Genomic DNA, 14,594 nt, shown 5'->3' with positions numbered 1-14,594 from the left:
TTGTATGTTACCACATCTTTTAAAGAACAGCAATTGTTTCACCATGCTATTATTTAACTATTCTGTTTATAGAAGATAGTCATATTTTCGTAAATATCCCACATGGCAAAAAATGTAAAAAGAAAAAATCTAAAACAACTAGTCCTACTTTGTCCTACTTTTGAATATCATTCATTGATACGACAAATAACGGAGGGCTATCTGTGAATTCTTTATTTACTTATTTTATATTGGGTGTATCATTGGCTGCACCAATTGGCCCAGTCAAAGCAACATTAATCAACACAGGAATTAAAAATGGGTTCTTTCATGCATGGTTTTTTGGTTTAGGTGCTATTGCAACAGATATCCTCTACATGTTGATGGTTTATTTTGGCGTAGGTCATTTCATTGACAATCCTGGGGTACAAACATTCCTATGGGCTTTTGGATTTTTTGTGCTTATGTATACTGGTATTGAAAACCTTTTAACAGTAAATAATATATCAATGGATTCAAAATATCGGAAGGTAGTAAGACTACGCCATTCCTTCCTGGCTGGCCTTCTAATGGCTATGCTTAATCCTTTAACCATATTATTTTGGTTAGGGATATACGGCTCTGTCTTAGTAGGTGGTTCAAGTACTATGTCTGGTCTTGAGGTAATATTATTAAGTGTTACGATTCTTTTAGGCATAACAGCAGTTGACCTATTTATGGCCTCTATTTCTAGCGGCTCTAGAAGATTTTTATCGACATCTTTACTTAAAACAATCTCCATTATTTCTTCTCTGTCTATGATCGGTTTTGGGATCTATTTCGGCATACAAGCTTATCATTCCTTATTTTAATTCAACCTATTCTTCATCCATATTAACTATTGCATAATTTCGCTTCTGAAAGGAGAACATACCCTTATTGAAAATAATAATGAGGTGTGTTTATGAGCAAGAAACATCGTCATAACGGAAAGAAAGCCTCCACTAAAAAGAGCAACCACTTCACCGTTACGAAAATGTGTATTTTAAGTCTCGCTTCGATTCCATTGGTCATGACGCTCGGGAACTCCATGTTAATACCTGTACTACCTATTTTAGAAAAAAAAGTGGATATTAGCTCGTTTCAATCAAGTATGATTATTACTAGCTACTCCATCGCAGCAATCATTCTTATTCCTGTTGCCGGGTATTTATCTGATCGAATTGGAAGAAAAGCAGTCATCCTCCCTAGTTTACTGTTAGCCTTAATAGGTGGATTGATTGCCGGCTTCGCTTCTTGGAAGCTAGATGATCCATTCACTTGGATTATTATCGGTAGAATCTTACAAGGGATAGGAGCATCTGGAGCGATGCCTATTGTCTTACCATTAGTTGGTGATATATACAAAGATGATGATGAAAAAACTAGTGCGACATTAGGAATTATTGAAACATCCAATACTTTTGGAAAAGTTTTAAGCCCTATATTAGGTTCTGCATTTGCTGCTCTCTTATGGTTCCTGCCATTTTTTTCAATTTCCTTCTTCAGCTTAATATCCATACTTCTAATTATGTTTTTTGTAAAACCTCCCAAGGAAAAAAGAAAACCCGATAAGCTAAAGGTTTTCCTTAGTAAGGTGAAGCATACTTTCAAGAAGGAAGGCAAGTGGCTACTCTCCATTTTTTTAAATGGAATTTTTGTCATGTTTGTTTTATTTGGAGTACTTTTTTTCTTATCCGAGGAATTAGAGAGAATTCATCATATAAAAGGAATAAAAAAAGGGTTTGTCCTTGCAATTCCGTTGCTTTTCCTTTGTATTGCTTCCTTTTTGACAGGAAGAAAGATTCAAGGCAAGCTAAGCTCGATGAAGAAAATTATGGTAGTTTCACTAGCTTTAACCTCAATAAGTGTCATTTTTGTTGGATTTGTGAAAGATAAACTGATCCTCCTGCTCATTGTTACCAGTATTTTAGGAGTGGCGATTGGGGTACTGCTTCCCGTATTAGATGCACTTATTACTGAAAATATTAAAAAACAGCAACGAGGAACGATTTCTTCCTTTTATAGCTCTGCACGCTTTATAGGAGTAGCAGCTGGCCCGCCAGTAGTTTCTCTGGTCTTAGATAATTTCTTAAATGGACTATACATCACTTTTAGCGTAGCTGGTCTTATTCTCCTGTTTATGGTGATAAAATTTATTAACGTAGAAGAATTAGAAAAAAGGAAAAAGGCTTTATAGTTAAAAACTAATTGTAATAATCTAAAAAGAGGTATCCCATAAGCTAAAGTCTTATGGGATACCTCTTTCTTCTCCTTTATTTGGAATTTAAGCTATAGAGTATCAACAATATGCCAGCAAATAAGCATACAATCTTTGTCATTGAAACCTTATCTGCTAAGCCTACTAACCCGATTCCTGTCGTAACAATTAAGATAGTAGGTCCAACTAGAGCAAGAAGGGAATTAATATAAAGAGCCTTTTCTAAGTCATTGAATTTTAACATGAACATTGCAGCGGTTATCTCTATGCTCCCTGATATCATTCGTAATGCAATGATAAACAATAGTGCTTTTTCAATAACTACAATCATCCTCCCAAATACAATAGATAAACTATCATATGTGAAAGCATGTCTTATATATGTTTAAAGAGACATTACAAAAAACAGATATTGGGTTTGCGCTTCTTTAATCGGACATCGGGTTCTTCGCATCGTCGGACGCTTGGAGTGGAGGCCAACAGGATGTTGGTCAGGAAAACGTTGTCACACGACGTGACGTTCTTAGTTTTCCCACCGTAAGCCAGCACCCATCGCTTACGCGCGTGGCCGTGCTGTCTTTCCTACCACCTTGCTCCCACTGGAGTCGCCGACGCTGCTCCGAACCAGTAGGTTTGCTACTAAAAGCAAATTTAATAAATTATGTCTTAAATAAAATAGAACATGTTGCTATTAGAGGATTTACTAAAATAAGAAACACTACTTATGGTTCTATAAGGTAGTTAGCATTAGTGCTCTTTGATCGGAACTGACGCTGCCATTAGTGTAGGATTCTTATAAATAAATTTTGTTTGGAAGTGGAGAAAGATAGTATTTCTGTAATATCACTTCACCTTATTATAAAATAACCAATTGTTTTTGCTACCCTCAGGGCATGCTTTTCACACGAAGCCTACACGATGTTGGTCAGGAAAACGTTGTCACTCGATATTGTAACTTTAGGTTCATTACCAAAAGCCAAGGATGACGTATTAGAAAAAGTTGATTGAAGTGTCGGCTGGCGACTCCTAGGGGATAAGCGCGTGCGGAAAATCCAATTGTTTCGGAAGCATCCGAAACAAGAAGGAAAACTAAAAGCGGCACATCCTGTGCCAACGTTTTCCTGAACAACATCCTGTTGTCCCGAAGCCGCGACCCCAGGAAAGCGTCCAGCCAGAACGGAAATCAACACCATTTTTGTTTTTAGTGTTTCTTACAAATAAGCCACAACTCCACACTTACGCATGAGGCAATATTGTCTCGATTCTCATTCTACTTCTGTAGGAGTCAACGAGGATACTCCAAACAAATAGAATTTCCTACTAACAATAATTACTATACATAACCAAATTTAGCGAGGATTAGCTTAATGCCAACACCGTTCTGTTTAAGGGTAAGGAACAAAATAAAATAAATAAGAAGCACTTATGGTTCTATAAGATGCTAAGAACATAAGTACTTCTTATTTTTGATTCTTTTCAACCTGATTTTTAAAGCATTCTTATTTTAGCTTTAAATTTAATTCCTCTAGTTGAGCCTCCGCTACTGGGCTAGGAGCTTGTGTTAGTAAACAGCTTGCACTAGCAGTTTTAGGGAAGGCAATTGTATCACGAAGATTTGTTCTGCCGGATAATAGCATTACAAGACGGTCAAGTCCAAATGCAACTCCACCGTGTGGAGGTGTGCCATATTCAAATGCTTCTAATAGGAACCCGAATTGAGCTTTTGCTTCTTCCTCTGAGAATCCTAGCACCTTAAACATTTTTTCTTGAACCTCTGTTGAATAAATTCGTAGTGATCCCCCGCCTAGCTCATAGCCGTTTAAAACAAGGTCATATGCCTGTGCTCTTACCTTACTTGGATCAGTTTCTAGGTATGGCAGGTCCTCATCCGCTGGTCGTGTAAATGGATGGTGGGCTGCATAGTAGCGGCCTTCTTTCTCGTCATATTCAAATAATGGCCAGTTGACAACCCATAGGAATTCAAAACGACTTTCATCAATCAAGGATAGATCTTTCGCCAATTTAAGACGAAGTGCACCTAGTGCGTCAGCAACAACAGATTTTTTATCTGCTACGAATAGCAATAAGTCTCCAGATTCACCTTCTAGCTTGTTCATTAAGGCTACTGCTGACTCTCCTTCGAAGAACTTAGCAATCGGTCCTTTAAGTCCTTCTTCATCCACCTTCAGCCACGCAAGACCTTTTGCACCGTATCTACCGGCATACTCTCCAAGCGCATCAATATCCTTACGAGAATACTTTTCCGCTGCTCCTTTTACATTAATCGCTTTTACCTGTCCACCATTTTCTACTGCGGATGCAAAAACCTTAAAGGAGCTGTCCTTTACTAGCTCTGAAAGGTCCTGTAGCTCTAACCCGAAGCGTACATCCGGTTTGTCAGAACCAAAGCGATCCATCGCTTCATCGTAATCCATCCGAGCGAAAGGAATAGAAACATCGATTCCTTTTACATCCTTCATAATTTTTTGCATCATGCGCTCATTCATTTCCATGATTTCATCGATTGATAGGAAGCTCATTTCCATATCGATCTGTGTAAACTCAGGCTGACGGTCAGCACGTAAATCTTCATCACGGAAACAACGAGCTATTTGATAGTATTTCTCAAAACCGCCTACCATTAATAATTGCTTAAACAGCTGTGGGGACTGTGGAAGCGCATAAAACTCTCCATCATGCACACGACTTGGTACAAGATAGTCACGTGCACCTTCTGGAGTAGACTTAGTCAGGATTGGTGTCTCCACCTCAATAAACCCTTCGTCATCTAAGAAGCGACGAACTGTTTTTGTTATATCTGAACGCATTTTAAACGTGTCGTACATTACAGGTCTTCTTAAATCTAGATAACGATATTTTAATCTTATATCTTCCCCAGCATCTGTTTGATTTTCAATAGCAAAAGGTGGGTTTTTCGCTTCATTGATAATTGTTACCTCTGATGCATATACCTCAATTGCTCCAGATGGCATATTTTTATTTACTTGGTTCTCTGCTCTTGCTACAACCTGTCCCTTTACCTGAATGATATATTCGTTGCGAAGCTTCTCTGCAATTTGTATAGCTGCCTCGGAGATTTCTGGATTAAATACCACTTGGACTAAACCAGAGCGATCACGAAGGTCCACGAAGATAAGTCCGCCTAAGTCTCTTCTTTTTTGAACCCAGCCGATTAACTCAACCGATTGCCCAATATGTTGTTCATTTAATTCGCCACTTGTATGTGTTCTACTCATATTCTTATTCCTCCGATAACTTTTGTACTTCGCTTACTAAAGAGCTAAATGGAACTAGCTGCTGATTTCCTGTTGTTAAATCCTTTAACATAGCGCTTTGTTTTTCAAGCTCTTCATCTCCAATGACAATCACTGCTTTTGCATGCAAGCGATCAGCAGATTTAAATTGAGCTTTTATTTTACGATTTAAATAATCAGTTTCTACAGAAATACCATTTTGTCTAAGCTCATAAGCAATTGATATAGCTTTGCTTTTTGCAGCTTCTCCCATAGAAGCTACATAAACATCAAGAGAGGATTTATCGTCAAATGAGATGCCCTCTGCCTCCATCGCTAACAAGAGACGTTCGATGCTCATTCCAAACCCGATGCCAGGCGCATCAGGACCACCAAGCTGTTCTACCAGCCCATTATATCTTCCGCCACCCGCTAACGTCGTAATTGCTCCAAAGCCCTCTGCCGCACTCATAATTTCAAAGGCAGTGTGATTATAGTAATCTAACCCTCTAACTAAGTTAGGGTCTACTTCAAACGGTATATTCAATAAAGTTAAGTATTCCTTTACCTTTTCAAAATAGCTAGCCGATTCTTCGTTTAAATAATCGGCTAAAGAAGGAGCGGCAGCCATTAATGGGTGATTTCTATCTACTTTACAATCCAAGATTCTCAATGGATTTTTTTGTAGCCTGTTTTGACAATCAGAGCAAAACTCTTCAATATGTGGCTTAAAGTGATTGATTAACGCTTCTCTGTGCGCAATACGGCTCTCTGTATCTCCCAAGGAGTTAATAACTAGCTTTAATTTCTTTAAGCCTGCCTTTTGGTAAACAGACATTGCAAGGGAGATAACCTCTGCATCGATAGCTGGATCCATGCTGCCAATCGCTTCTACCCCAAACTGTACAAATTGACGATATCTACCTGCCTGTTGTCTTTCATATCGGAACATTGGTCCCATATAATAAAGCTTGACTGGTTGATCTGGATATCCAAACATTTTGTGCTCTACAAAGGAACGTACCACTGACGCAGTTCCTTCTGGTCTTAACGTAAGAGAACGATTCCCTCTGTCCTGAAATGTATACATTTCCTTTTGAACAATATCCGTTGTATCTCCTACCCCTCTTGTGAATAGCTCTGTATGTTCAAAGATTGGAGTGCGTAGCTCACTGTAATGAAAAGCCTTGCATTGCTCTCTTATTAGCTCCTCTACCATCTGCCATTTTGGCGTTTCCGATGGAAGGGTATCTTGGGTTCCTCTAGGTAATTTTATGTCCATTTCTCTTCTTCCTCTCTCAATTTTGGCAGTAAACTGGAAAATATAAAAAAGCCCCCGCCCCTTGCATATTGCAAGGGACGAGAGCTAATAGTCAGCTTCCGCGGTTCCACCCTAGTTGGCCAAAATGTTTTGACCCTCTCATTACTGGATAACGGCCAGCTCCGTTTTTGCCTAATAAAGATATTATCTCTTTCGACAAAAATCCTCGCGAATGTTGTTCACCCTTTGTGCGATGTAGGAAAGCTTCCAGCCACGTCTTTCCCTCTCTTGCCATCCAAAGCAAAGAAGCTACTTTTTCGGTCATTGGTTATCTTAGTTTTTGATTATACTTTATCATAATGACGTTGAAGAAATAAGTCAACCTTTTTAAATAAAGAGTAGTAATTTTTTTTCTAACTATTTAAAATAGGTTTAGGAGGTGTTTCAATGAAAGATAAATTCATCCACAAAATGACAATATTTTTTCTATCCTTTCTACTTATTCTTCCTGCCATTGTTCAGGCAAACAACCAAGAGTATGTAGTAGACGTTGCCTCACTAAAGGTTCGATCAGGTCCAGGACTAACCTATAGTACTATTGGGGCTGTGGCGAAAAATGAGAAACTGAAGGTTGTTGGAAAAGAAAATGACTGGCTACAAATTGAGTATGGCTCTGGTACAGGCTGGGTTGCTAGCTGGTACACAACTGCACAGGCTCAAGAGCTTTCCAAGAAACAAATCGTTTCGAAAGTAAATCGTCTAAACGTACGAACACTACCTTCCACATCCGCTCCAGTTATTGGTCAACTCAATGAGGGAGATCAATACACCGCTGCTAAAACAGAAGGAGAATGGGTTGAAATTGACTTTCAAGGTCAATCAGGCTGGGTAAACAATACATATGTCACTATTATTGACCAAACTACCGAAGAAGATACAATACCAGCCGATACATCCGCTAAAACATTTACTATCTCAGTGGATACACTGAATGTAAGAACGAAACCCGATTTGTCCTCTAAAAAAATTGGACAAGTCCACAAGGGCGATTCTTTTGAAATTCTACAAATTGACCACCAATGGGTTCAAATCGAAGTATCCGGAAAAAAAGGCTGGGTATATAGTTTTTATGGAACAATAACAAATAAAGCTCCTTCTAATTCGCAAAAGCAGGAGAATATAACAATACTTTACAATGGAACAAATATCCGGTCTGATAGCTCAACATCAAGTGAAGTAGTTTATAGAGCATCAGCAGGAGAAATTTTTACGATAAAAGAAAAGACAAACGATTGGTATCAAATTGAACTTCCAGACAAGAGTACGGCCTATGTGGCAAGCTGGGTAGTATCTTCCGGTTCCTCTTCTGAGACAACAACCCTGAAAGAACCTACGAAAAAAGAGAGTCGGAAAAAAGGAACATTAAAGGGATTAACTATTGTTATTGATGCAGGACATGGTGGGAATGATAGAGGAACTACTGGAGCCTTAGGGACAGATGAAAAGGATATTACATTGAAGACTGCTGAACTATTATCGAGCAAGCTTCAAGCAGCAGGAGCCAATGTAATCATGACAAGAGAATCTGACGTATATGTGGACTTACGTAAGCGAGTTTCCATAGGTCACCAAGCTGGTGCTGATGCCTTTATCAGCTTACACTATGATGCTATCAATAATAGCTCCGTTCGAGGCTTCACTACCTATTACATGCATGGCTATCAAAATGAGCTAGCGAAGTATGTACACGACGGCTTAGGAAATATGATTTCCCTCAGGGACCGCGGTGTTCAACCAGGCAACTATCTTGTTCTACGAGAAAATAAACAAAGAGCTATTTTAATAGAGCTAGGATATCTCAGCAATCCTACAGAGGAACAGCATGTAACAACACACGCATTTCGTGAACAAGCTACCCACGGAATTTACAATGGGATTATCAACTATTTTGATAGTCTATTAGCTAAATAATACTCACAAGACAGAAAGAGAGCACTTATGATTCAATTGTTCAGTAAAGTGAATCATAAGTGCTCTTTATTTGCTTCGGGAAATACTGTATTATGCCTCTAACATGATTGTGACAGGGCCGTCATTTGTAAATGTTACGTCCATCATTGCTCCAAAGACTCCTGTTTCCACCTTAAAGCCCTTCGCTTTCAGCTTTTCATTAAAAAGCTCCCATAGTGGCTTCGCTTGCTCTGGTCTTGCAGCTTCTGTGAAGCTAGGTCTTCTTCCTCTTCTCGTATCTGCGTATAAGGTAAATTGAGAAACTGACAGAATAGAACCACCTACCTCCTCTAACGAAAGGTTCATTTTACCATCGTCATCTTCAAAGAGGCGTAAGGCTGCAACCTTATCAGCTAAATAAGTAATCTCTTTCTCTGTATCTGAACTGGTTATTCCTACCAGCAGTAAATACCCATGATCAATCTTTCCTGTTATATGGTTGTCCACCGTCACACTTGCATGCTTACAGCGCTGTAATAAAACTTTCATAACTGGCGCTCCTTTAATTAATGATACGTTGAACTGAATAGACATCAGGCAACTGTTTTATTCGATCCGCTACTTTGTTCAAATGAGCAATGTTGGAGATTAGAATAGATAGATGGATAGTTGCAATATCATTATCTGACTTACCACTAACAGCAACGATATTCGTTTTTGATTCATTTACCACCTGTAAAACCTCATTTAATAAGCCAGCCCGGTCAAAAGCAAATATCTCTATGTCTACTTGATAATCCTTCTTCACATCGGCAGCAGCATGCTCCCATTCCACTTGTATGATTCGTGTATGAGCCTCTTCATTTTGCACGTTCGGACAATCTGCTCGGTGAACAGATACCCCTCTCCCTTTCGTGATGAAGCCAACAATTTCATCTCCTGGTACCGGACTACAGCATCTTGAAAGACGAATAAGTAGATTATCAATACCTTTTACAATTACCCCAGATTCAGTGACCTTCTTCGGAGAAGGAGAATTCATTTCTGTATGAATTTTCTCTAAAGCCTCTTCTTGATCACGGATTTTACGCATCTTTTCAGCTAAACGATTAACTACCTGCTGTGCGGTAATACCATTAAAACCGACAGCAGCATACAAATCCTCTTCACCGGCAAAAGCATATTTTTCACATACACGCTTAATGTTTTCAGGGGTTAGTACCTCTTTGATATCAAATTCCTGTGCCTTTATTTCCTTTTCAACTTGCTCTTTTCCTTTTTGGATATTTTCATCTCTCAGCTGTTTTTTGAAGAACTGCTTGATTTTATTTTTTGCTTGAGAGGACTGGGCAATGTTAATCCAATCTCGGCTAGGACCAAATGATTGCTTAGAGGTTAGCACTTCAACAATATCACCAGTTTTTAGCTTTGTATCTAGTGGCACCATCTTCCCGTTAACCTTGGCACCAATCGTCTTATTCCCTACTTCTGAGTGAACTCGATATGCAAAGTCAATCGGTACAGAACTAGCAGGAAGCTCGATCACGTCTCCTTTTGGTGTGAAAACATATACCATATCAGAGAATAAATCAAACTTTAATGATTCCATAAACTCCTCTGCATTAGAGGACTCTTGCTGGAACTCCAAAATTTCTCTAAACCAGGATAGCCTTGTATCCACTGTTTGAGTGCCAGAGTCAATCTTCTTCCCTTCCTTATAGGCCCAGTGAGCAGCAACCCCATATTCAGCAATATTATGCATTTCTTCTGTACGAATCTGGACTTCTAGCGGTTCACCATTAGGTCCTATTACAGTAGTATGGAGAGATTGATAAAGATTCTGTTTCGGCATTGCAATATAATCTTTAAATCTTCCTGGCATTGGTTTCCAAAGGGTATGAATGACACCTAGTACTGCATAGCAATCCTTAATACTATTCACGATAATTCTCATGGCAAGTAAATCATAGATTTCATTGAATTGCTTATTTTGTACTGCCATTTTGCGGTAGATGCTATAGATATGCTTTGGTCGACCAGAAATATCCGCATCTATTTCCATTTCATTCAGCTGCTTCTTAATATCGGTCATCACATCATTTAAGTATGACTCCCGCTCCGTACGTTTTTTCTTCATAAAGTTAACAATACGATAGTATTGCTGTGGATTTAAATAACGTAAAGCAGTATCTTCAAGCTCCCATTTCACAGCAGAAATTCCTAGGCGGTGCGCCAAAGGAGCGAAAATTTCTAGTGTTTCATTCGAAATACGACGTTGTTTTTCTTCTGGAAGGTGCTTAAGCGTCCGCATATTGTGTAAGCGGTCAGCAAGTTTAATGAGGATAATACGAATATCCTGTGCCATAGCAATAAACATTTTTCGATGATTTTCCGCTTGCTGCTCTTCCTTAGACATATATTTAATTTTTCCGAGCTTGGTTACCCCCTCCACAAGTAAGGCAACCTCCTCATTAAACTCTCTTACAATATCTTCTCTAGTGTACTCTGTATCTTCTACTACATCATGTAAAAATCCAGCAGCAACCGTTTCAGGGTCCATTTGAAGATCGGCAAGAATTCCGGCTACTTGAATGGGATGTAAAATATATGGTTCTCCAGAATTACGAAATTGCTCCCGATGGGCGTGCTCTGCTAATTCATAGGCCTTTTTAACAAAGTCAACATGCTCTTTGTTCATATATCCGGAAACCGTATGAAAAACATCTTCTGCTGTTTTCACCTGATCTTTTGCCATGTCAACTCACCTTGTTTCATTATTTTTCAAAAATAGTATATAAGCTATATTTTATAAAAAAAAAGAGGGACTTGTAAAGTCCACCCTTCTATTGTATTACTAGCTCGAAAGCTTTGTCTCGTAAAGTTACGGAAACAACAAACTAGTATTAGCTGTATTGCATTAATGTACGGATATTGTAATTCTTTAATTTCTCTCTACCATTTAGATACGTCAATTCGATAAGAAATGCGCAACCTACTACAACTCCACCAAGTTCTTCTACAAGCTTGATCGTTGCTTCAATCGTTCCGCCAGTAGCTAATAGGTCGTCCACGATTAACACACGTTGACCTGGCTTAACTGCATCTTTATGCATCGTTAAAGTGTCTTTTCCATATTCTAAACCATATTCAGCACGGATTACTTCACGTGGAAGCTTTCCTTCTTTACGAACTGGGGCAAAGCCAATTCCTAGTGCATAAGCCACTGGACAGCCAATGATAAAACCGCGAGCTTCTGGCCCTACAATAATATCTACATTAACTTCCTTTGCATATTCGACTATTTGGTCTGTTGCATATTTATATGCTTCACCATTATCCATAATAGTGGTGATATCTTTAAATCGAATGCCTGGTTTTGGCCAATCCTCTACAATTGTTACATACTTCTTTAAATCCATGTTTGCTCCTCCTCAGGAACGGTTTGCACTGCTATACGCTCTTCAAACCATTGTTTCAACTCTTTGTATGGTGCGTACAAAAGCTTTTGCTCTAGGTCAATTTGCTTTGCACGCATGCGATAGGCCGGTGCCTTTGATAAGTCTTGCTTTTCGACATTCTCATTGACCGCCAACACTCCATTTTCTATTTTAACAAAATTTAACTCAAAAAACACCTTTGACATGAAATTTATTGTTTGCTGATTCCAGCCTGTATGTTTTGCCAGCTGATGAACATGTGTTTTCAAATCAAAGACTCCTCTTTTCTTTAGAAAAGAGTAATACCATTTAAATTGCTCTCTAGTAGGGATTCCTTCAAAATAACTAGAACTATCAACATAAAAATGAGCATAGATTCGCTTCCAAGGGTAGGCTCTTAATAGCTCCGTTAAGTTTTCCTCCGAGGCTGGCATATCTAATAAACAAATATATTGTTGCTCCGACACTTTTAATTGATTAAACATGCAAATTGGTTCAGAAATAACAGATTGGAAATAATCCATCATCTCCTTGTGAAAGCATACAAATACAGTTTCCTCTGTTGGGATGTTTGGCAACCAGCGATTAATTTGTTTAATACCTCGCACGTCAAATAACTGCCAATCGTCTGTTTTGGCATCTTGAATCATCAGCTGTGGTTTTTTTCGGCCGTTCCATTCATTTATTTGCAAGTCTCCAATAAAAGATAGCTTAGCAGATGGGGAGATTTCGTCCGCAAGATTCCCTTTTCCAAAGCCTATTGCATCCAACAATACAGCATCCTGTGAAAGCTCTATTTTCAAGTGATCTTGGTTAGAGCCGATTTTTCGAACAGAGGCTACCTCCACATTCTCTATGCAATACACAGGCTTCGCAAAATCCATTCCAAACGGAGCGAGCTGCTGAATAGCTTGAATAGATTCCGTTGAAATTTCATGCATTTCTACAGGAACATCTATTGTAATAACCGGGATCAGGTGCTCTTCCTCTAAACATTCCATCGCTTGTCTGTTCATTCGAGTTTTAAAAATCTCGACATTTTCTAGCGGCAGGGTCATCCCAGCTGCCATCGGGTGACCACCAAAATGAGGTAGGATATCGCTGTTTTTCGCGAGCTCTTTGTACATATGGAAGCCCTCTATACTACGAGCGGAGCCCTTCGCAATTTGTTTTTCTGTATCGTAGCCCAAGACAATAGCAGGACGATAATATTTTTCTACTAGCTTGGATGCCACAATTCCTAACACACCAGGATTCCAGCCTTCTTTTCCTACCACTATTACACAAGGGCCCTTGACATCATATTCGGTCTCAATCAGTTCCATTGCTTCCTCTGTTATTTGCTTTACAATTACTTGTCTTTCTTTATTTTTGTCCTGGAGTAAACTAGCAATTGCCAACGCCTCATGTGGATCCTCAGAAAGAAACAACTGTACACCCGGTGCAGCCTCTCCTAGTCTCCCAATTGCATTGATTCGTGGTCCAAACATAAACCCGACTGTTTCTTCATTAATGGTGGATACTTCCACCCCACTTACATTTGCCAAGGCCTCTATTGCGATAGAATCAGTTTGGCGCATTTGTTTAACACCTTGTTGAACAAAATATCTATTTTCTTCTGTAAGTGAAACTAAATCTGCAATTGTACCTATTGCAACCAAATAGAATAACTCTTTTGGCATCTCTCCAAGCAAGGCATGTGCTACCTTAAAGGCAACTCCGACTCCGGCTAAATGCTTGAACGGATATTCATCGCTAAGTGCTGGATGAATAATAACATCAGCCTTTGGTAGTTCTTCCCCTGGCTCATGATGATCCGTTACGATGACGTCCATACCAAGACTCTTTGCGAATTCAATTGGCTGATGTCCAGAAATTCCGTTATCCACAGTAATGATTAGTTTTACTCCTTCATCAAATGCCTCTTGAAATAATCTTTCACAAGGTCCATATCCATCTATGAAACGATTTGGAATTTTATATATTACATCAGCCCCTAAAGACTGAAGTGTCTTCATCATCACCGTGGTGCTTGTTATACCATCTGCATCATAATCACCATAGATACATATTTTTTCATTAAGTTCTATTGCAGCATTCACTCTCTGCACCAAATCCTCCATACCTGTTAGTAGGAAAGGATTATGTATATGTTCTTCATTTATAAATAAAAATCGTTTCGCATCTTCTACTTGATGAAAACCTCTTGAAACGAGTACTTTTGCGCACACTCGTGGAATAGAAAGTGCGCTTTCTAATTCATTCACAAGCTGTTCCTCTGGTCGAGAGATTCTCCACCTTTTCTGAGACTGTATCACGCTATCACATCCTTCAATCTATTATAACCTATCCCGTCAAGAACGAAAGCACCTATGATTGGTAAGTTAATTTGCTAGGTTTAATGGATTAAGGTCAAATGTTGATGGCTTTTAATAAACTCCTTTGATCTCCATTGCTGCCGGACGCTTTCCGTG

General features: G+C 39.0%; 10 protein-coding genes and 1 other annotated feature. Of the genes, 3 read left to right on the top strand and 7 right to left on the bottom strand.

Annotation, left to right across the window (positions count from 1 at the left end):
* Positions 1-203 precede the first annotated feature (203 nt).
* Together AC1ECF_RS01070 and AC1ECF_RS01065 are read left to right on the top strand one after the other, a co-directional pair.
* Positions 204-830, top strand: a complete 627-nt coding sequence (locus AC1ECF_RS01070; RefSeq protein ID WP_480387534.1) for a LysE family transporter — start codon at positions 204-206, stop codon at positions 828-830.
* A gap of 92 nt (positions 831-922) precedes the next feature.
* The gene (locus AC1ECF_RS01065) at positions 923-2,197 is read left to right on the top strand and encodes an MFS transporter (RefSeq protein ID WP_480387533.1); all 1,275 of its coding nucleotides are present in this window, start codon (positions 923-925) and stop codon (positions 2,195-2,197) included.
* Between the two features lie 76 nt (positions 2,198-2,273).
* On the opposite strand, the gene AC1ECF_RS01060 is transcribed toward AC1ECF_RS01065, so the two are convergent.
* The 3 genes from AC1ECF_RS01060 to hisS all read right to left on the bottom strand — a co-directional run bounded on the left by AC1ECF_RS01060 (position 2,274) and on the right by hisS (position 6,754).
* Positions 2,274-2,549, bottom strand: coding sequence for a YqhV family protein (locus AC1ECF_RS01060; protein ID WP_480387532.1), 276 nt, complete (start codon positions 2,547-2,549; stop codon positions 2,274-2,276).
* 1,168 nt (positions 2,550-3,717) lie between these two features.
* A complete protein-coding gene (aspS, locus tag AC1ECF_RS01055; protein ID WP_480387531.1) occupies positions 3,718-5,475 on the bottom strand; it encodes an aspartate--tRNA ligase in 1,758 nt (585 codons plus the stop codon).
* A 4-nt stretch (positions 5,476-5,479) separates the two neighbouring features.
* Positions 5,480-6,754 (bottom strand): histidine--tRNA ligase, encoded by a 1,275-nt coding sequence (gene hisS / locus AC1ECF_RS01050; RefSeq protein WP_480387530.1) that lies wholly within the window; start codon positions 6,752-6,754, stop codon positions 5,480-5,482.
* A 70-nt stretch (positions 6,755-6,824) separates the two neighbouring features.
* Positions 6,825-7,067 (bottom strand) — a binding site (T-box leader).
* A gap of 113 nt (positions 7,068-7,180) precedes the next feature.
* Between hisS and AC1ECF_RS01045 the strand changes: the two genes are divergently transcribed.
* Positions 7,181-8,704 carry an N-acetylmuramoyl-L-alanine amidase family protein gene (locus tag AC1ECF_RS01045; protein ID WP_480387529.1) on the top strand — a complete coding sequence of 508 codons (1,524 nt, stop codon included), beginning with the start codon at positions 7,181-7,183 and terminating at the stop codon, positions 8,702-8,704.
* A 90-nt stretch (positions 8,705-8,794) separates the two neighbouring features.
* On the opposite strand, the gene dtd is transcribed toward AC1ECF_RS01045, so the two are convergent.
* The 4 genes from dtd to recJ all read right to left on the bottom strand — a co-directional run bounded on the left by dtd (position 8,795) and on the right by recJ (position 14,438).
* A complete protein-coding gene (gene dtd / locus AC1ECF_RS01040; protein ID WP_480387528.1) occupies positions 8,795-9,232 on the bottom strand; it encodes a D-aminoacyl-tRNA deacylase in 438 nt (145 codons plus the stop codon).
* Positions 9,233-9,245: 13 nt separating this feature from the next.
* On the bottom strand, positions 9,246-11,438 hold the full coding sequence (locus AC1ECF_RS01035; RefSeq protein ID WP_480387527.1) for a RelA/SpoT family protein: 2,193 nt from the start codon (positions 11,436-11,438) through the stop codon (positions 9,246-9,248).
* 148 nt (positions 11,439-11,586) lie between these two features.
* A complete protein-coding gene (locus tag AC1ECF_RS01030; protein WP_480387526.1) occupies positions 11,587-12,102 on the bottom strand; it encodes an adenine phosphoribosyltransferase in 516 nt (171 codons plus the stop codon).
* The gene (gene recJ, locus AC1ECF_RS01025) at positions 12,093-14,438 is read right to left on the bottom strand and encodes a single-stranded-DNA-specific exonuclease RecJ (protein WP_480387525.1); all 2,346 of its coding nucleotides are present in this window, start codon (positions 14,436-14,438) and stop codon (positions 12,093-12,095) included. Before recJ ends, AC1ECF_RS01030 begins: the two co-directional genes overlap by 10 nt.
* Positions 14,439-14,594: the final 156 nt, after the last annotated feature.

The sequence above is a fragment of the Psychrobacillus sp. Z3-81 genome, from assembly GCF_056620325.1.
The sequence above is the reverse complement of the archived record's forward strand: the minus strand, read 5'-3'. Positions and strand labels throughout refer to the sequence as shown.